Origin of the sequence: Bowmanella yangjiangensis (assembly GCF_017255015.1) — a bacterium.
GTDB lineage: Bacteria > Pseudomonadota > Gammaproteobacteria > Enterobacterales > Alteromonadaceae > Bowmanella > Bowmanella yangjiangensis.
On record NZ_JAFKCS010000008.1, the window covers coordinates 44170 to 63149 of the forward strand.

Annotated in this window: 16 protein-coding genes; 4 read left to right on the plus strand and 12 right to left on the minus strand. The window is 44.2% G+C overall.

Annotation, left to right across the window (positions count from 1 at the left end; all coding sequences use genetic code 11):
• Positions 1–41 precede the first annotated feature (41 nt).
• The 11 genes from J0A65_RS10110 to galU form a co-directional block, all read right to left on the minus strand.
• A complete protein-coding gene (locus J0A65_RS10110) occupies positions 42–2243 on the minus strand; it encodes a polysaccharide lyase family 8 super-sandwich domain-containing protein (protein ID WP_206594059.1) in 2202 nt (733 codons plus the stop codon).
• Positions 2194–3456 (minus strand): Vi polysaccharide biosynthesis UDP-N-acetylglucosamine C-6 dehydrogenase TviB, encoded by a 1263-nt coding sequence (gene tviB / locus J0A65_RS10115; protein WP_232849862.1) that lies wholly within the window; start codon positions 3454–3456, stop codon positions 2194–2196. The genes J0A65_RS10110 and tviB overlap by 50 nt, the downstream gene beginning before the upstream one ends.
• 29 nt (positions 3457–3485) lie before the next feature.
• Positions 3486–4511, minus strand: a complete 1026-nt coding sequence (locus J0A65_RS10120; protein WP_206594061.1) for a hypothetical protein — start codon at positions 4509–4511, stop codon at positions 3486–3488.
• Between the two features lie 24 nt (positions 4512–4535).
• Entirely contained in the window at positions 4536–5453 is a 918-nt protein-coding gene (locus J0A65_RS10125; protein WP_206594062.1) for a glycosyltransferase family 2 protein, read from the minus strand.
• A complete protein-coding gene (locus J0A65_RS10130; protein WP_206594063.1) occupies positions 5446–6720 on the minus strand; it encodes an O-antigen ligase family protein in 1275 nt (424 codons plus the stop codon). The genes J0A65_RS10125 and J0A65_RS10130 overlap by 8 nt, the downstream gene beginning before the upstream one ends.
• 49 nt (positions 6721–6769) lie before the next feature.
• A complete protein-coding gene (locus J0A65_RS10135; RefSeq protein WP_206594064.1) occupies positions 6770–7687 on the minus strand; it encodes a glycosyltransferase family 2 protein in 918 nt (305 codons plus the stop codon).
• A complete protein-coding gene (locus J0A65_RS10140; RefSeq protein WP_206594065.1) occupies positions 7680–8918 on the minus strand; it encodes a lipopolysaccharide biosynthesis protein in 1239 nt (412 codons plus the stop codon). The genes J0A65_RS10135 and J0A65_RS10140 overlap by 8 nt, the downstream gene beginning before the upstream one ends.
• Positions 8908–9705 carry a WecB/TagA/CpsF family glycosyltransferase gene (locus J0A65_RS10145; RefSeq protein WP_206594066.1) on the minus strand — a complete coding sequence of 266 codons (798 nt, stop codon included), beginning with the start codon at positions 9703–9705 and terminating at the stop codon, positions 8908–8910. Before J0A65_RS10145 ends, J0A65_RS10140 begins: the two co-directional genes overlap by 11 nt.
• A gap of 15 nt (positions 9706–9720) precedes the next feature.
• Positions 9721–10710 carry an NAD-dependent epimerase gene (locus J0A65_RS10150; protein WP_206594067.1) on the minus strand — a complete coding sequence of 330 codons (990 nt, stop codon included), beginning with the start codon at positions 10708–10710 and terminating at the stop codon, positions 9721–9723.
• 72 nt (positions 10711–10782) lie between these two features.
• Positions 10783–12123, minus strand: coding sequence for a UDP-glucose dehydrogenase family protein (locus J0A65_RS10155; protein WP_206594068.1), 1341 nt, complete (start codon positions 12121–12123; stop codon positions 10783–10785).
• Between the two features lie 39 nt (positions 12124–12162).
• Positions 12163–13128: a UTP--glucose-1-phosphate uridylyltransferase GalU gene (gene galU / locus J0A65_RS10160; RefSeq protein WP_206594069.1), complete on the minus strand. Its 966-nt coding sequence runs from the start codon at positions 13126–13128 to the stop codon at positions 12163–12165.
• Positions 13129–13709: 581 nt separating this feature from the next.
• On the opposite strand from galU, the gene J0A65_RS10165 reads away from it, so the two are divergent.
• The 4 genes from J0A65_RS10165 to J0A65_RS10180 all read left to right on the plus strand — a co-directional run bounded on the left by J0A65_RS10165 (position 13710) and on the right by J0A65_RS10180 (position 18355).
• Positions 13710–14336 carry a transglutaminase-like cysteine peptidase gene (locus J0A65_RS10165; RefSeq protein WP_232849864.1) on the plus strand — a complete coding sequence of 209 codons (627 nt, stop codon included), beginning with the start codon at positions 13710–13712 and terminating at the stop codon, positions 14334–14336.
• Between the two features lie 45 nt (positions 14337–14381).
• A complete protein-coding gene (locus tag J0A65_RS10170; protein ID WP_206594071.1) occupies positions 14382–16466 on the plus strand; it encodes an EAL domain-containing protein in 2085 nt (694 codons plus the stop codon).
• A 16-nt stretch (positions 16467–16482) separates the two neighbouring features.
• The gene (locus J0A65_RS10175) at positions 16483–16950 is read left to right on the plus strand and encodes a hypothetical protein (protein WP_206594072.1); all 468 of its coding nucleotides are present in this window, start codon (positions 16483–16485) and stop codon (positions 16948–16950) included.
• A gap of 67 nt (positions 16951–17017) precedes the next feature.
• Positions 17018–18355 carry an O-antigen ligase family protein gene (locus J0A65_RS10180; RefSeq protein WP_232849865.1) on the plus strand — a complete coding sequence of 446 codons (1338 nt, stop codon included), beginning with the start codon at positions 17018–17020 and terminating at the stop codon, positions 18353–18355.
• On the opposite strand, the gene J0A65_RS10185 is transcribed toward J0A65_RS10180, so the two are convergent.
• Positions 18321–18956 carry a hypothetical protein gene (locus J0A65_RS10185; RefSeq protein WP_206594073.1) on the minus strand — a complete coding sequence of 212 codons (636 nt, stop codon included), beginning with the start codon at positions 18954–18956 and terminating at the stop codon, positions 18321–18323. The genes J0A65_RS10180 and J0A65_RS10185 overlap by 35 nt on opposite strands.
• Positions 18957–18980: the final 24 nt, after the last annotated feature.

Here is an 18980-nt window from a genome sequence, read left to right on the forward strand (position 1 = left end):
TGAGTTCCTTTATAGTATTAACCTTCTTAAAAAAGAACGAATCAATTCAACAAAAATCGAAGTGTCAGACTGCTTCCATTAAGTCCTGACATGTTAACTAACACTGCATTATCTTTAACTTTCGCCCTCCCCTCTCCATCACCTTGCTGTAAGAAGTCACTTTTAAAAAGTAGCTCAACATGACCTTGGCTTCTTGAAGGATCTGCCATGCTGACATCGAGTACATTTCCGGTCTTCCTCACCACAAGACTGACAGCTCCTTTAATATCAAACCACTCTGATATTTCTAGAAGATCCTTTGTAAAAACATTTGCGAGCAGCGTACTTTCCTCTTCAATCCAAATGGAATGAGACTTTCTCGATTGACTCTGCACTTTCACGCGATTTTCTGTTGAAAGAGACCTAAAACTTTCTTTCTCTTGATTAGGAAACAGAAAATAGGCGTAGTTGTTTTTCTCTGTATCATGGAGAATATCAAACCGTGCTCTCCACTTGGAAAGCTCTGTTTCTTCCATGTACTGAGTAGAAAATCGGTTAAGCTCTTCCCAACTGCCTTGTATTTTATTTAGCTTAAACGAGGCACTTTGCTCATAGGGCAGGTAGACACCCAAACTAGTATTTGATGCCAGATTTTCCAGCCAGAACGTCTTCCCATTATCCAATTCTTCCCATTTTAATTGGGTGGGCTTATCTGCAAACCTCTGTAAGACATTGGTCTGCAAAGCACCTTCTATATCTGAACCCAAAGCGATAACAAGGTCAGGCAAATAGAACCAGGATTTTCTAGCTTGGACTTCTTCATCTACACTTCTATAGTCCATTCCAACTGCAGCATAGCCATCTAAAGTGGCTCCGCCTACCCAGTCTTGTGACTTCTGAGGTTTGTTATAAATATTGCTTAGTCCCTTACATGGCGGGTAAACCTTTGCGTTTGTCGTTGTGCCGGGGAGAGAAGTTGAATCAACCAAGGGCCAGAAATCGATGTAATCATCTGGGTGTAGCTGTAAATAGAGCATACCATCACCGGTATACCAGCCTTTTAAGTTTTCCCCATTTGTACACTCATAATTCCCCGTCCGTGATGAATGCATAGAAATTGCTGAAGCATAATTGGGGGCACGGTACACAAACCTGTCCATAGATGGATACATTAATGCTCTATATTGTTTATCAGCCTCTTCCATTTCCTCTTGTATTAAATCTATCCGTGCAACGACATCTGGAGGACTCAACGTCTTAAAGATTGCAAGCAACTGAGATACTTGCTTACCTCTATGATTACTCTGTGCCCAGCCTCTGCTCGGCCCTCGTCCACTTACGGCGTCGAGCAAACGCTCTTCTACCAAGAACGGCAGTAAATGTGTTTGATAGCGATCTAGAATCAAATGATAGACAGCCGAGGACGGTTGCCACTTTGTGCCTTGAAGTAACGTAAAAATTCTATTTACGCCCTCAAATAAAACCAGACCATATGTACCAATATAGGGAATGTCTTTGTGCTGAATATAGCTTCCGTCTCTATAGAAGCCATCACCGGAATCAACATATTCAAATACTTCCCAAAGCTTATCTAACGCCTCACTAAACGCTAGCTCATCTTGTTCTAATAAGGCTCTTTGAAGAACAATTAACACTGTATCTACTCGATTCGCCCCTGTATTGTGAAATGCTTTTGAGGAAGACGCCTTACCGTAGTTTTGAAATTCTGCTTTGGGAAGAAAATGATGACTGGCAGCCAAAAGACGCGAAAACAAATCTTTGTCCAGCCAAGGCTGCGATAGCAGTAAAACTTGGTTTATCTGTCTGGGTATGCCTATTTCCCAGTGCCACCAGTTTCCAACCTTTTTACTTTCTGTGTTGTACTCACCAAGTATTTTTTCTAATGCTGCGCTGATGCTCTGTTTTTGTTCATCATTCAGCTTTTCAGAAAGCGACTTCCTAATTTTAAAAAGACTCCGAGTAATTGAGTCTGCTTGAACCTTTCCGGAAGAGTTTACTAAGGGAAGCTCTGGAAATATCCTATCTCTGTCTTCTTTGACATCACTTAGTATTTCCAATAGTTCCTTATTCTGTTTGTATTTTAAGCTGTTTGAAGTCTTCCAATTCTCTTTTGCTTTCTTCAAATCACTTGTAGCACCGAAAACCGGGCTACAAATGACAAGAAGTGAAAGAAGAGTGCCTTGGAGCCCTCTTCTATAACCGAATATCTGCCGTCCCTTTTGGCAGAACATACTTGAGATCATAGATAACGCCTTTTTCCTTTAACAGAGACCTGAATTCAGGAACTGTTTTCTCTTTAAATTCCTTATGAGAGACACACAGCACAATAGCATCATACTGACCCGCCTTTGGCTCTTGGATAGGTCTAATTTCATACTCGCTCATAGCCTCATCTGGATCGACCCAAGGATCATAAACATCGGCCTGCACGTCGTATTCCTGCAACTCGTTGATAATATCAATTACTTTGGTGTTTCTGAGATCTGGACAATTTTCTTTAAAGGTTAAGCCCATAACCAAAACTTTCGCATCGCTGACCTGAATACGTTTCTTTAACATGGCCTTGATCAGTTCACTCACCACATAACGACCCATACCATCATTGATACGGCGACCTGCCAAAATCACTTCTGGATGATAGCCAATGGCTTGCGCTTTGTGAGTGAGGTAATAAGGATCAACACCAATACAATGCCCGCCCACTAGTCCCGGACGAAAAGGTAGAAAGTTCCACTTGGTACCTGCCGCCAATAGTACTTCTTCGGTATCAATGCCTAGTTTGTTGAAAATTACCGCTAATTCATTGATCAATGCGATATTTAAATCTCGTTGAGTATTTTCGATAACCTTAGCGGCTTCGGCGACTTTGATACTGCTCGCCTTGTGAGTCCCCGCGGTAATGATACTGCGGTACAAAGCGTCTACTCTTTCAGCTACTTCAGGTGTAGAACCAGAAGTCACCTTCTTGATAGTAGTTACCCTGTGTTCTTTATCACCAGGGTTAATTCGTTCAGGACTGTATCCTGCAAAAAAGTCCTGATTGAATTTCAGACCAGACACACGCTCTAGTACTGGAACACAATCTTCTTCCGTTGCCCCAGGGTAAACAGTAGATTCATAGATAACAATATCGCCTTTCTTCAGCACCTTGCCGATAGTTTCACTGGCTTTAATAAGAGGGGTTAAATCAGGTTGGCGATGCTCATCTATAGGAGTAGGCACAGTAACAATAAAAGTATTCACGTCTTTTAAGTCTTCTACCTGACAGGTGAAACTCAAAGAAGTCGCACTGGCAATCTCAGCTTTTGTAACTTCAAGTGTATGGTCAATACCATCCCTCAGTTCATCAATACGAGACTTATTAATATCAAAGCCAACAGTGCGGTATTTTTTCCCGAACTCGACAGCTAAAGGTAAACCGACGTAACCAAGGCCAACAATACAAATTTTTTGCATAAACATCCTCTATATATGCGGGTGGTGAACTACAGCCAATAAGCCATTTTTATAATATCAACAGACTTAATATTTAGTTCCTCTGCTTCCCTGTTTAAAATTAAATTAGCCTCATGATATGTAGCCAGTGCTCCAGGCAACTTATGCAGTGAATAACCTTCAGTGGGTATGTTTCCTAGAAAAGAAACCAAGTCGCGTCTAAATATCTCAACTCGGGAGGTAATGGCGTTTGATTCTTTTTCAGGGCGTTGTTCCAAAGCTGTGCGAATAAGTTGCATATAGTCAAAGTCTAAACAATAGGGTACTGATTCTAGGAAAGGTCCGTCTTGCATATGCTCCATACACCTATCGATCAACTTATCAGCCGCTATATAATTTCTACCCAACACATGGTTTATCCAATGAATATGTACCAATCCGCCAATATCGCCGTGCTCAGGATTATGGCGAAGACGGTATAGAACTCGAAAACATTGCTGCAACAGCTCACTTTTATAAGCCTTCATCAATCCAGTATTGGGTTGCAATATAGCCTTGTCACATGCTTCAAGGACCTTGCAAACAAGTGCCTCATCTATCTGTCGATTAGGATCATGCCTGGCAAACGTAAGGAGGATAGATGGAATACCACCAATCCAGTGGCTAACCCGCCATGTATGATGCGACCACTTAGCAGGCCATTTGGGTAAATAAGTTTGGCGATCTATAAGCAGATCCAAATCAAGCCGAACCTTGCCCAGAACTCTACCCCTGACATCCGCTCCGGCTAGAGCCAACAAATTCAACGAGGCCAGTGCGTAAGCTGAAATATGTGGTAACAGGTGTTCCTGACAACCGACGCGTCCCGCGAAAGCTGAATCAATAAGTACAGCTGCATATTTGTCTAATGCTGATTCACAATACCAGTCCTTGTCCCCTAGCAATGCCCGTACATAAATGTAATCTGCGTGATCTTGTAGCGTTCCACAGTCCAAAACTTCTGAATTTCCCGTGGACCAGAATGACTTGATTAACGATGCATGATTATTTAAATATGACTCGATTGAATCTCTCACTAACTTTCCCTCTATGCCTTTGGCTTAAGGCTTAATCCCAAACTTGGCAAGCACATCTGACATCTTCCTATAAGCACTTTTACTCAGTAGCACCTGCAAAAAAATCACAATGGCCATCTTGGGTTTGTAACATCCTCTAAACAGCGCTTTAGAATAAAGGCTAAGCCCTTTTAACCTTCTTCCCTGTTGTGAGTATGCTCTGGCCACAGGCCATCCAGTCTCAGCCCAGTAAGCTTTATCTGTTAACAAAGGCTTAATTCGATTCAACCAACCAGTTCTTAAATCTGGATTTGGTTTACTAGAAAGGCGGCCAGGATCCCAACCGTCATTCCATATAGCTGATGCCGAGGGAAGCATGGTAAGCAAGCCACCATTAGATACGATCTTAATTGCAAAATCATAATCTTGACCTGACTTAATCTCTTCGTCATATAAGGATCTTAAAGCCAATTCCCGGGGGACAATGAAAGTGATGGTAGGAACAAAGCCCCTATCACACATCAGATACTCTGAAATATGCTCATCTTGCCTAATCTCTCTTCCTGGCTTTAAAAATGTAAGTCCATCACCTCTGTCCACAACTACTTGTGCATAGGTACAAACATTTTCTTTGGATTCCAATACAGGTAGGGCTTGTTCTAAATGATGACTAAGAAACACATCATCAGAGTCAAGGAAAGCTATATATTTTCCTTTAGCTATTTTTATTCCTGTGTTTCTCGCTTTAGAACCGCCACCATTATCTTGATATACATAAGTAATTCTAGAATCTGATTCACATAGTTTTTCTACTACATCCTTTGTATTATCCGATGAACCATCATCTACAATTATTATCTCAAAATTATTGAGTGTCTGCTGCTGCACCGACTTTACACATTCTTCAATAGTACCCGAACGATTAAATGCAGGTATTACTACACTAAAAACAGGATCACTCACCAGCTTTCTCCCTAGACTTAAGCATGACAACCATATATATCAGCAAGAAAAACAACCACCGTCCCTTATCTGCATAAAGCAAGTTGGTTTCTAAAAATGAATGAAAAACAAAAAAGAAAAACAATGAGTAGTAGACAAAACTAAAACTGCTATTACTTCCAAAGACTATCATTTTATAAAAAGGCTGAATAAATAGAACAAAAATACTAATCCCGAAGCCAACCACTCCAATAGATAATAGGATATCTAAATAAGAATTATGTCCCTGGGTAAGAGTAAAAACCCAGTCTACCCAGCCAAATGCGTATTCAGTTATCAGCATGTTATCGCCAACACGCCATACTGAACCATAACCTAGACCAAGTAAAAAATTATCTTTGAGAGCGTAATACATAATATTCCATATGGTTGCTCTACCGGTAAAAGCTTCAGGATCATCTAGAAGCTCAACAAATCCATCAACTATAAATCCCTGCAGAATTATCGATAGTACGATGAAAATAAAAAGCATTAATGATAGAACTTTTCTAATCGTAAAATTTGAAGATGCTTTCATCATGGCAATGCCAAAAACCATACTTGGTATAATTAAGGCAAGGGACGTCTTTGATTTTGTAAAATATATAAAAACAAGCCCGCAAAATATTGCAAAACCCCAAATAAGATTTTTGGTTTTCATATACATATATGAAAAAAGCAAGATTCCAAATGCAGTTGCAGGCCCAGCTATATTTTTATGGGAGTAGATCCCTTTCCAGTTCCCAACTAAACCACTATCAAACATTTCCGGATTAGAATGAACCGCACCATTAACCAAGGGTATTGATACAATGCTAACGACTAGCATTCCAAGATACACTTTCGCTAAACACCGCAGCAAATCCTCTTTATCAATAATGCTAACAAGCATAAAGACCACTGATGATGTGATAAAAAGTAGAACTGTGCGTCTTATAGAAACACCTGGAACCTCAGCCCATAAAACGGATGCAAGACACCAAAATAGAAGAAAAATATATCCTCCAATCTTATACAGATCATGCTTTTCCCCCAGTTTTCTGAAGCAAATAAAGGTCAAAGAAAATAATAAAACAAAGACAAACTGCCTGAGAAAGTTTCCGCCGCCAGTATCAGAAAGTTGAAGATCAAAATCAGCCTCAGCAAACGGCGAAAGCCCTACATAAGAATAGATAAAAAACAATCCCATCAAAAACACTGATGCTTTGTAATAATCTAATTTTAATTTTCCATCACTGTAGGAGATCATATATACACCATAGACCTATATTTATCAGACTATTTTTTTTATGAATCGCTCACTTGTAGAAATTTTCACTTTTCCCTAGGAAAGCTGACAATTTCCCCAATTGTCTATGAACTTTAAGCCTGACAAGAAACTCATTTTTTCTTCTAGTCAAAGCAACCAGATAAGAAGCAGAGAAAAACAAAAGAGAAACTAAGCTCTGAATAAAAAAATTTAGTCTCAGTAACACATTACAATTTCGACTTAAAATAATTCTCACATCATTAGAACCAATTCTATATGACCGCTCAATTGCCCAATTTATACTTACTCTCTCATTCCCATAAAACTCATAAGATACTGCTTTAGGTGCAAAATAAAATCGACATCCCAAGTCCTTTAAACGCAAGAAGAACTCTTTGTCTTCACCACCAGTCAATCCAAACTCTTCAGAAAAAAGCAAACTGCCAGATTTAATAAAAGCATTCTTAGAAAGTAAAATATTACCTGCAGCCTGAATGAGTTGAACTTCGCCTTCCTCTCTTATCTTTCTAAAGTAAAGAGGGCATAACTTGGTCCATTCTGGAGGTGGGGATTCAAACTCTGGAATTATTGCCCCGCCAATAATTTCCGCTCCACTTTTCTGATGTGCCAGCAAAAGTTCTTTGAGCCAGTGTTTATCAACCACTTCATCATCGTCAACCATGGCCAAAAGGTCCGCGTCTAGTTCAGCAAAAGCCTTAGTCATAATTGCGTTTCTGACGTTTGATATTCCGCGGGCTTCAACGGGTAAACAAATAATGTCGTAAGGATATGAACTAGACATCTCACTAGCTCGCAGCAAGCCAGCGCCACTAAGGCCTTCGTTGTCAGCAACGATGATCGTAAAACGTAAATCTATCTCTTGTTTTGCTAGCGATGTAAGAAGCCTCTCCAGCTGGAGAGGCCTTTTAAAAGTGGGTATACCTATCACAACATTTTCATTAAGCACCCTGAAGTTCCTTCTTCAAATTCAATGCAATCAGAGTTAGCGCAATAAGATCTCCCACAAGCACACCAAAAAGCGAAGGTGCAACGCCTAAATTTACGAGTAGTATATAAACCAGTGGAATCGTCACCGCGCACGCAAACAACGTAATATTTGCCAGCGTTTTGAATCTGTCCTGAGCCTGGAGAAAAACGCTAACTGGGTTTCTGAGAGCCCTAACAAGCACAATTAGTGACATCAGTCCGGCAGCAACAAAAAGTACACTCAACGAACTGCTATCAGACCAATACAGCGCTGGGTAAAGAGATAACAGCAGTGCCGCAGCCACACTATTAGCAAGCCAGAATGAAATACTGATTGTGTAAAAACGCTTCAGAGACTTCCTAGCTTCTACCGTTTGGTGGCCGGCAATTAGCTTTCTCAACCTTGGTCGTTCAATTTGCATCAAACTGCTAAAAACCACATTAGCCGGACGGAAAAGTAACGTAGCCGCCGCTAAAGGAGCAAAAGCCTTCGGGCCGAGTAGAAAGGTCACCAAATAAGAATGCGCATTTACCGTTGCTTCTGTTGAAACCACTCCGATCAATGCATGTTTTCCCTGCGCTCGGTAACCTTTTAAAAAACCATCCAAACTAGCACTAAAAAGCGCTGTAAATTGTTTTTGGAAGTACTCAGCTCCCAGCATAAATAGTGCAAAAATGGCAGATACAGCAGTAAGTAATCCAAAACTATACAGATCAACCCAATCGGATAGATACAAAACTGCAGCTCCACTCAAGCATAAGACGCTATATATCGCATCAGAATACACAACACGTTGGTGCTGATGACAATTGTTGCAGTATGAACGACCAAACCAACGTAACGTTGTCGCAAAGCCACTGAATGTATAGACAAGAGCAATAACGCCTGATTCAGAGTACAACCAAGCAAATGAAGCTTGAACACATGCGAAAACCATACACAATGCAAGGTTTGCCAGCATAAAGCTTCGAACACGCTCGTTATTGACGCTTGTACTTTCATTTAATGCAATGAGTAAAGGCGCACCCAAAATCGCATTTGACACGCCATTGGCCAAAGCTTGGGTTATCAACAAAAATGCAAACAACCCGTATTCTTCGACGGCGCCTTTTTGCATCAAACAAAGCGCTAGCACCAAACTGGACAAGGCCATTCCGGCAGAACCACCTATGGCTGCAAGCGCTCGTTTAAAGGGTAACTTACTGGACATCGGCGGTAACTTGTCGCTTACCTATTCCGTGCTTAATCACGCAATAAATGGCATGGGGATTAGTCAACAAGTAGCGGACGAATAATTTGCGCGGATCGTTGGCCATTCTAAAAAACCACTCTAATCCGACATTTTGCATCCACATGGGCGCACGCGGATATTCTCCGGTGATGTAGTTGTAGCAACCACCGCAGGAAATAATCACCGGCACATTTAATCTGTGCTTGTTGCGGATGCAAAAAATCTGTTCCTTAGGCTTTCCTAATCCCACCCAAAGCACATCAGGACTGGCAGCATTTATTGCAGCACAAATCGCCTCTTCTTCTGCATCAGTAAAATAACCATGCTGATGCCCAACCACGTCGAAATTACTGTAAGTTTTTGCCAGAATCTCTGCCGCTTTGCTCACTGAGGTCTCTTTTCCACCCAATAGAAAGTGCTTTAACTTAGGGCTATAAAAGTTTGGAACATCGTGAATCATGTCAGTGGTAGCAGTCCGTTCCGGTACTGGATTTCTATTAAACCAACGGGAAAAACTCACCACACTTTGACCGTCAGCATGCACAAGATCAGCTTTGTCCATTTGCTCACGAGCTTCTTTGTCTGAGTTATAAATGGATATGGCATGGCCATTATTACTGAAAATAACAAAAGGCTCTCTATGCTCAGGTTCAGCTAACGCGTACTTTTCACAAACATCGCCAATTAACCTGGCCAACGCTTCCCTTCCCAAACAGGCGGTTTGAATGCCACCCACATTAACTTTTTCAAACGCTGGCTTGTACATTCGCCAAACACTCCATTACTTATAAAAGGCTCTATACCAGTCAACGAAACGTTGCATCCCATCCACTAAATCTGTTTTCGGCGCAAACCCGGTGCATTGATTCAAGGCAGTCACATCGGCATAGGTTTGATAAACATCACCGGGCTGCATGGGCAGATAGTTTTTATTGGCTGACTTGCCACAGGCTTTTTCAATAGCGCTGATAAAGGTTTCAAGTTCAACCGGCTGATTGTTACCTATGTTGTAAAGCGCATAATAAGGATTTTCAGCCAACTGTACCGGATAACCTGCGCTGCCCGGAATCTGTGCCTGAACCCGCACTATGCCTTCGACAATGTCATCCACATAAGTGAAATCACGCTGCAGCTTACCGTGGTTATACACATCAATGGTTTTGCCTTCGAGGATCGCTTTGGTAAATTTAAAGGGTGCCATATCCGGTCTGCCCCAGGGGCCATATACGGTAAAGAAGCGCAACCCTGTGGTGGGAAGTTGATACAAGTGGCTGTAGGTATGCGCCATCAGCTCATTGGCTTTTTTGGTCGCCGCATACAAAGAGATAGGCGTATCTACCCTGTCATTTTCACTAAAGGGTACTTTCTGTTGGTTGCCATATACTGAACTGCTTGAGGCATAAACCAGATGCTCAACCTGATGATGGCGGCAGCCTTCCAGTATGTTCAGTGTGCCAGTTAAATTACTGTCGGCATAAGCCATGGGATTCTCAAGTGAGTACCGCACCCCAGCCTGTGCCGCCAGGTGTATAACCCGCTGAAATTGCTCTTTAGCAAACAACTCGGCGATACCTGCACGGTCAGCCAAATCCAGTTTAATAAAACGAAATGTCGGGTAGTTTGCCAGTTGCTTGAGCCGCGCATCTTTTAATGCCGGATCGTAGTAATCATTGAGGTTGTCTATTCCTACGACCTCATGGCCTTGTTCCAGTAAGGCTTTAGCAGTGAACATGCCAATAAAGCCGGCCGCTCCTGTCACCAGAAATTTCATTTTATCTGCCTTATTTCGTTGAAGTTCAAACAACAATCAGAAAGAAGGGCCGCTTATATGGCCCTTAAACACTTAGTAGCTAGTTACACTAGCTCCGCGCCCTATGGCATAGTAGGTGAAGCCCTTACGCGTCATACGACTTGGCTCAAACAGGTTACGTCCATCAAAAATAACCGCTTCACCTAATTGTTGTTTTATAAGATCGAAATCGGGTGCCTTAAACTGCTGCCACTCAGTACAGATAATCAGTGCATCGGCCCCTTTCAGTGCCGCTTCTTTAGTGCCAACCAGGCTAAGGTCATCACGTACACCATAAATACGCTGGGTTTCTTCCATGGCTTCTGGGTCAAAAGCCTGAACCTTAGCCCCTTTTTCCCATAAGGCTTCAAGCAAAACACGGCTCGGTGCCTCACGCATATCGTCAGTGTTTGGCTTAAAGCTCAGGCCCCACAAGGCAAAGGTTTTGCCTGCCAACTGGCCGTTAAAATGCCTATCAACCAGGGTCGGCAGTTTCGTCTTCTGGCGATCATTCACCGCTTCAACGGCTTGTAAAATGGCAGGTTGATAATCATGCTGCTCGGAGGTACGAATCAATGCCTGCACGTCTTTGGGAAAACAGGAACCGCCGTAACCACAGCCAGGATAAATAAAGTGATAACCAATGCGCGGGTCAGAACCGATACCGCGACGCACAGCTTCGATATCTGCGCCGAGGATCTCTGCCAGATTGGCCATTTCATTCATAAAGCTGATTTTGGTGGCCAGCATACAGTTAGCTGCGTACTTGGTCAGTTCTGCCGAACGAACATCCATAAAGATGACTTTGTCGTGATTGCGGTTGAACGGCGCATACAATTCACGCATCAGATCTTGGGGACGCTCATCGTAGGTACCGATAATGATGCGATCAGGGCGCATGCAATCGTTAACCGCCGCACCTTCTTTCAAAAACTCCGGGTTGGACACCACGTCAAACTCAATAGCGGCGCCACGCTCGGCCAGAATATCTGCAATTTTTTGCTTTACTTTGTCCGCCGTACCTACTGGTACCGTGGACTTATCTATAATGACCTTGGGGCTTTCCATATGCTTGGCGATTGTCGATGCCACAGCCAGCACATATTTTAGATCTGCAGAGCCATCTTCATCAGGCGGCGTACCTACAGCAATAAATTGTACCTCACCATGCTCCACGCCCAGCGCCGCATCGGTGGTGAAATTCAATCGCCCAGCTTTAAAATGAGCTTCAACCAAAGGCGTAAGGCCCGGTTCGTAGATTGGTATGATCCCCTTTTTCAGGTTCTCAACTTTCTTCTCATCAACGTCGACACACACCACATCGTGACCAACTTCAGCCAATACTGCTGCTTGCACCAAACCAACATAGCCGATGCCAAATACTGTTACGCGCATGATTTAACCTTATTCTTTTTAAATCCTGAATTCAGATCATTACTGCTTAGGTAATAGATGAGGAAAGGCGCCAGTTTCAAGCTCCTGAAGCAACCCTTCCATTACAGTGCGAATCTGCGGACCGAACCGTTCACTGTGCAGGGCATATTCCAGATTTGCCTGGAGAAGGCCCATTTTGTTACCGCAGTCGTGGCTCTTGCCCTTAATCTGATAAGCTTCGATTTTTTCCAGCAACAATAGTTGATGCAGCGCATCGGTTAACTGGATTTCATCGCCTGCGCCAGGGGGAGTAAATTCAAGTAAATCCCACACAGCAGATGAAAGCACATAGCGCCCGGTAATCGCCAGATTGCTCGGGGCTTCATCTACATCAGGTTTTTCAACCATGTCTTTAATCAGAGCATTCTCACCGGCTTGAATTTCTGCACCATTTATATCTACCACACCATATTGGTTAACCAGGTCCGGGGCTACAGGCTCCACCATAATCTGACTGTGGCCTGTCTCACCAAAACGTTTAACCATAGCGGCAAGGTTATCTTTTTTCAGATTACTGCGGTGTTTATCTACCATTACGTCCGGCAGAATCACCGCAAAAGGTTGTTCACCAATTACAGAGCGAGCACATAAAATGGCATGACCCAAACCCAAGGCCTGAGGCTGACGAACAGAGATAATGGTGACATTCTTAGGCACGATATTGCGCACTTCATCCAACAACTGCCTTTTTACCCGCTTCTCTAAAGTCGCTTCTAATTCAAAGCTGGTATCAAAGTGGTTTTCAATACTGTTTTTAGATGAATGGGTGACTAATACAATTTCGGTAATGCCGGCCGCTACCGCTTCCTGCACTACGTATTGGATCATGGGCTTATCAACGACGGTCAGCATTTCCTTGGGAATGGCTTTGGTAGCAGGCAGCATGCGCGTACCCAACCCAGCCACAGGAATTACCGCTTTGGTAACCAACGACGGGGAAGTTTCCGTGATAGAAGTTTTCAACATTTAAGCCATCCTCATCAATTAAACGCGGACAGCCTGAAAAAGGTAGGAAATACCAGGATCAAGTTAAGTCCGTTTTAACTTTTTTATAACAACCACAAGGGTTACATCCAAATTTTAGCGCGGCGGATAATAACACTTTTCGTAGGATATCTGCCACAGATGACGGCATTATGACGCCAATTTTTTGAATGAAAATTACAGAATTTCAGATCAAATCCGGTAAACCTACTATTTTTCAAAGCTTTCCAAATAATTCTCCCGGTACCCAAAGCGAAAACCATTCGAAAACTATATTTTGGCAGAAAATATAATCACAGCCTCGAAAGGGCATTGCTAAGCGAACACCGACTTGTGAATAACCAGAATATCACTCTCAAAGCCCATTGGTTAGGCTTTATTCGCATTCCTTTATTGGCGGACATTTCACTTGTTATCAACCAAGTAGGCTAGTAACTGTTAACCCTTCATGGAGATTAGGTTATGCTTGCCGCCACATTAGCCTGGACGGCTTACGGGAATAGATGTACGGGTTTCAAACGTTGCAGCACAATCAAAATAAACGCCTTTTGCTTGGTGGCCTTTTGATCTGTCTTTTACTCAGCGGCCTGGCAACAGCAGTACAGGAACATTTCCCGTTCGATGATGAATTCTACCTTAAACTCCGCCAACGCTATGGCGAGCGGTCAGAACGCCCTGTAAAAGCCTGGCAAAATTTGATCGAAGAGCAACAACAAAATGGCGTCATCGCTCAGCTAAATGCCACCAATTATTTTGCCAATCGTCGCATCCGCTATGCCACCGACATGGAACACTGGCAACAAAATGACTATTGGGCCACGCCGATAGAGAGCTTGGTATCTCAGCGCGGTGATTGCGAAGACTACGCCATTTTAAAATATGCCACCTTACGTGCTTTAGGTGTTCCGGAAGATAAATTGCGCCTGATGTATGTGCGTGCATCTAGCGTAAATGAGCCGCATATGGTGTTGATCTATTTTGAGACACCACAGTCATTACCTTTGGTGCTGGATAATTTAACCGATAAGATTTTACCCGCAGACCAACGCAAGGATCTGCGCCCGGTTTACTCCTTTAATGGTCAAGGCCTTTGGTTGGCCAGAGCACAAGGATTGGGTAAACCGGTAAAAAACAGCAGCGGTGTGTCCAGCTGGACCAAGCTGTTAGAGCGTATCGAGAGAGGGGAATGAGCGATTGATGTTAATCGCTGGGGCGGTATGTTTGGAGAATAAAAAGTGACAGAACAACATGGAGTCAATGTCAGCGGCGGCCTGTCGTTAAAGGCTCAGCTGTATGGTTTGCTGGTTACCCTGTTAGCCTTGGCCTTTGCCAGTGCTTTGTATACCAGCATTGAAGGGGTAAGAGCCTATCAAGCTAAGCAACTTGCTTCGCATGCTCAGGACGCGGCGCATAACCTGGGTTTGGCTATCTCACCGCATTTGGACGAGCCCGGCTTAATTCTCGCGGAAACCATGGCGAGTGCCATATTTGATTCCGGTTACTATGAGCAAATTCAGTTTATCGACACACAAGGCGAAACGCGTTTCTCCCGAGTGCATGAAAACAGTGAGCTAGACGTCCCCCAATGGTTTCAAGATTGGTTTCCGCTGCACGCCCCAAAGATGCAAAGTGAAGTCGCCAACGGCTGGGTACCGGGAGGTACGCTTACCGTGCAATCTCACGTTGGCCAAGCTTATGAAGCGCTATGGCAAAGTGCCGTAGGACTTTCGCTCAATACGCTGTGGCTGCTGGTTGCTGCCATGCTGATTGGTTATTTAATTTTAAAAGCAGTGCTAAGTCCCCTGTCAGCCTTAAAAGGCCAGGCTCTGGCTGTGATGAGGAAAGAATTCCATCAGGTAAAGCGGCGCCCCTTCACCCTGGAACTACGTGCTCTGGTCAGCGCTTTTAACCAAATGGTCAGCAATACAGAACGCAGTTTTTCCGAGCAAGCCACCTATGCCAAACAGCTATCCGAGCAACTTTATGTGGATGGCTTGACCGGCTTACCCAATCGCCAGGCACTGATAATGCAATTCGAACCACAACGGGAAGATGCCCAATTGCACAACGATAGCTTACAACTTGGCCTTATCCGTTTGCCATCTCTAGCCGACATTAACCAAAATGAGGGTTATACGGGTGGCGATCAGTACCTAATGAAGTGCATCACTATTGTCCAGAAACATCTGACCAAAAGAGCAGATACCCGTCTTTATCGCCTATCTGGTTCTGAGCTGGCAATACTGTGCAGACTGGATACCGGTGACCTGATTCAACTACAGCAACACCTGAGTAATGAGTTCGTTACACAATCTGCAGAGTTGTATCCTCTGGGCTTTGCTCAGCTTTACTTCACGAAAGTAGAAGAGCAAGAATCCTTTTCAGAAGCCATCAGCCGTCTGGATACATTGCACCTCACTGATAATGAAGCGAAACCCACAGCCGTCCTGGAGGACGCAACAGAAGGGCATAGCCGTCAATATTGGCGCGGTGTAATAAAGCAATATACGGCCATTACCCAAACCGGCTTACCTATTGAAACCGAAAGCCAATTTGAGCATTTAAGCACCAGTCTGGCGAAACATTTTGAACTTATGCTGCAACCCATACTGGGTAAAGATGGCAATATCATCTACTCAGAATCCTTGGTCAGATTCAATTGGCAACAAGCCAGTTTATCCACGGCAGCAACTTTCGCCATGGCGGAAAGGTTAAACCTTGGACCAGCATTAGAAAGAGCCGTTTTGTGTTATGTGTTATCGCAGTTACGCCATCACCCGGAACATCGTGTCGGTATCAATCTGAGCAATGTATTTGTGCATGACCGCATGCATCAGCAGTGGCTCCTTACGCTGTTGAAAACACTGAAAGGTCAGTTACCACCATTAGTATTTGAAATTAAGGAAAGCGCCTTAATTAGCCAGGGGCATCGTTTGAAGGACCTGATACAAAGTCTGCATGAACTGGGGGCTCAGGTCACCATTGAACATTTCGGTGCGCATCTGAGCAGCTTCCAGTCTATAGGTAATATGAATATCGATTTTGTGAAAATTGACGGCAGCTTTATTCGCAGCCTGAATCAGCATAACAACGTGTTTTTCGTGCAGAGTCTCACCCAAGTTTGCCACGCCGTCGGTGTCAAGGTGCTGGCATGTCATGTGGAAAACGCTACGACAGCCAGGCAATGTCTGCAGCTGCATATAGATGGCATACAAGGCAGAGGCTTTGCAGATACAGCCTCGATCAGCGACTGTTTTAAAAATTTCATATACAGTGACACCCCAGCTGGTTTAGAATTGCGCAACAGATTTTTGTCGTAATCAATGAGGGACCATTATGAAAATCAAGCATTTGTCAGTTTTCTTGGCCGCTGCACTGTCTGTTTCTGCCGTTCAGGCTCAGCAAACGCTGAATCTGGCTGAGCTACAGCAGGGCTATGCTCAGGCTGCTAATCAAGGTATCAGCTTCGTACAGTATCTGCGCCAGCAAGTACTGACCGACGAGATGATTGCTGCTAACTCCATCAACGCAGAACAAACCTTAACATCGCTGTTAGCCTTGCTGCGTGACAACCAAGAGCAAGTGGCTGAACTGCTGGACTCTGTTTCTGCCAGTGGTTTTTCCTCAGACCAGCTTCTGACTAGCGCAGTGGGTGCCGGTATTGACCCTACTCTGGTTAGCACCCTGATTGCCGACACAGCAACAGCCGCACCAGGTGCTGCTACGGGTCCAGCGCCAACGCCTGGCGTACTGGGTCTTGGTGCTGGCACTGGTGGTGGTGGCGCTACCGCATCCAACAACTAAGTTGGTGAGATTCAGTAAAGAGGGCCGACAGGCCCTTTTTTGTTAGTCTGTAATTCGGCTTCAATCTATGCACAAAGCGACGTCAGGATTTTATGGCAGCACTCCCCTGATATGGTGGCTGGGGTTTATTCTGGTTTGGGCTCCCATCCCTCTTGGTAGCAATCGCCCCTGGGCCTGGGCGTTATTACATGGCCTGATAGCTATGGGCGGTATTTGGCACCTGTTTCAGGTGGCCCGCAATAAAGCCCCGCTTTTCCCTAAGCAATGGCAACTCCTGCTGCTCTTCGGCCCCGTCCTTATAGCTATGTATCTAGCCGCCCAGTTGGCTTGTGCTTTGCCGGGGATATGCAGTGTCGACCCATATCAAACCAATATTATGTTGGAAAAGTCGCTTTATCTTTTGCTATTTACTTATTTACTCAGCCAAAACTGCCGCAATCAGCATCAGCTAAAGATCATTCTGATTTGCATCCTAATCTCCGGTGGCTTACAGGCAATCTATGGCAGTCTGTTAAATCTCAGCGGGCTGGAGTTGTCCCCTGTATTTGGCATTCCCGAAGGAGAAAAAGCCAGAGGCAGCTTTGTTTACCAGAATCACTATGCAAACTATCTTGCGCTTTGTCTGAGCATTGCTATCGGGTGGATGCTCAGTGAGCTAAGCACCAGCAAGCAGAAAGTGCCACTAGCGAAATGGCTTAGGGCTATGGCGGAATTAATCCTCAGCCGCAAGCTTTTGCTGCGTCTAGCTATCATTCTGATGGTTGTGGGTTTAGTGCTAAGTCGCTCCAGAATGGGTAACGCCGGATTCTTTACCGCCTTAGGTATAGTTGCTGTACTGGCTTTGTTTATTTATCGTCGCCCACCACCACTGCTTAAATGGCTGGTACTTAGTATTTTTGTGTTGGATATGCTGTTGATTGGCTCAATGTTTGGGGTCGAAAAGGTAAAACAGCGCATGCAAGATACCAGCTTTGTCAGTGAAGCCCGTGATGAAGTGGTGATGCACAGTCTGCCACTATTGGAAGAACAAGGGCTCACTGGCACGGGCGGGGGCACTTTCTATACTGTCTTTCCGCGCTATCAACAGCAATCCTATAGCGGCTTTTACGACCACGCACACAATGACTATTTACAGTTTGCTATTGAGCTGGGTTGGCCGGTCACTGTATTACTTTGTGCCTGGCTTGCCATTGCACTCTGGCAATCTTTGTATGTCATGAATAAGCGTAAAACCAAGCTCTATCAGGGGATTGCCTTTGGCTGCTGTATGGCTTGGGTACATATGCTAATGCACAGTACCGTTGACTTTAGTTTGCAGGCGCCGGCGAACAGTCTGCTGTTTATGACCATCCTGACCTTAGCTTATTTGGTCAGAATGCTGCCGGGTGAGCGCAAAGTTTTTTGAGATGTTTCAGACGGTCTTCTGAAAGCGCAGGAGTCCGATTGAAAAGATAAGCACAAACTACCGCCTCACGACGGTATTGTTTAATCAGGTCACGCATGGTTGAGAAGGTTGGCCAATGAGCTTCAGCGGCTCGTCCGGTTACCTTGAGAAGCCATGCCTTGTCTGGTGTTGACATGTCATCCCAGTTTGCCAATCCCACCACCAGTTGTTGACGTAAAACTTCGGGCAAAAATGGACCATAGTATTCGGCCTGCTGTAGTTGGGTCACTGCGCCTGGAAGATCATTTCCCCAAAAAGCCAACACAAATCCATAGTCCGCATAAGCCACCGGCCAATCAGGTCTTAGCGAGATAGCCTTTTTATACAGCGGTATTAATCTCTCGGCAGCAGAAGTCTCGAAATGAAAATGCATACCCCACTCGAGTACCTTCGCCAGGGTGAGTATGTAATGAGCGGATTCCGGCTGACTTTCCAAAGCACGATTAGCAGCGTTTAGGCTTTGCTGATAAGCCTCTTCGGTTGGCACCTCGCCTTTTTGCCACTTTTGCAAAGCATCATTGACGACATAGTACTGAATATTACCCTGAGCAGACTGATACAAAACCGGTATTTGCCAAATCAGTAA

Bases quoted from the DNA above. Each gene is read 5' to 3' on its own strand.
- galU (WP_206594069.1), bottom strand. From the start codon at position 13,128: ATGTTGAAAACTTCTATCACGGAAACTTCCCCGTCGTTGGTTACCAAA.
- J0A65_RS10130 (WP_206594063.1), bottom strand. From the start codon at position 6,720: ATGATCTCCTACAGTGATGGAAAATTAAAATTAGATTATTACAAAGCA.
- J0A65_RS10145 (WP_206594066.1), bottom strand. From the start codon at position 9,705: ATGTACAAGCCAGCGTTTGAAAAAGTTAATGTGGGTGGCATTCAAACC.
- J0A65_RS10150 (WP_206594067.1), bottom strand. From the start codon at position 10,710: ATGAAATTTCTGGTGACAGGAGCGGCCGGCTTTATTGGCATGTTCACT.
- J0A65_RS10155 (WP_206594068.1), bottom strand. From the start codon at position 12,123: ATGCGCGTAACAGTATTTGGCATCGGCTATGTTGGTTTGGTGCAAGCA.
- J0A65_RS10180 (WP_232849865.1), top strand. From the start codon at position 17,018: ATGCACAAAGCGACGTCAGGATTTTATGGCAGCACTCCCCTGATATGG.
- J0A65_RS10140 (WP_206594065.1), bottom strand. From the start codon at position 8,918: ATGTCCAGTAAGTTACCCTTTAAACGAGCGCTTGCAGCCATAGGTGGT.
- J0A65_RS10110 (WP_206594059.1), bottom strand. From the start codon at position 2,243: ATGATCTCAAGTATGTTCTGCCAAAAGGGACGGCAGATATTCGGTTAT.
- tviB (WP_232849862.1), bottom strand. From the start codon at position 3,456: ATGCAAAAAATTTGTATTGTTGGCCTTGGTTACGTCGGTTTACCTTTA.
- J0A65_RS10175 (WP_206594072.1), top strand. From the start codon at position 16,483: ATGAAAATCAAGCATTTGTCAGTTTTCTTGGCCGCTGCACTGTCTGTT.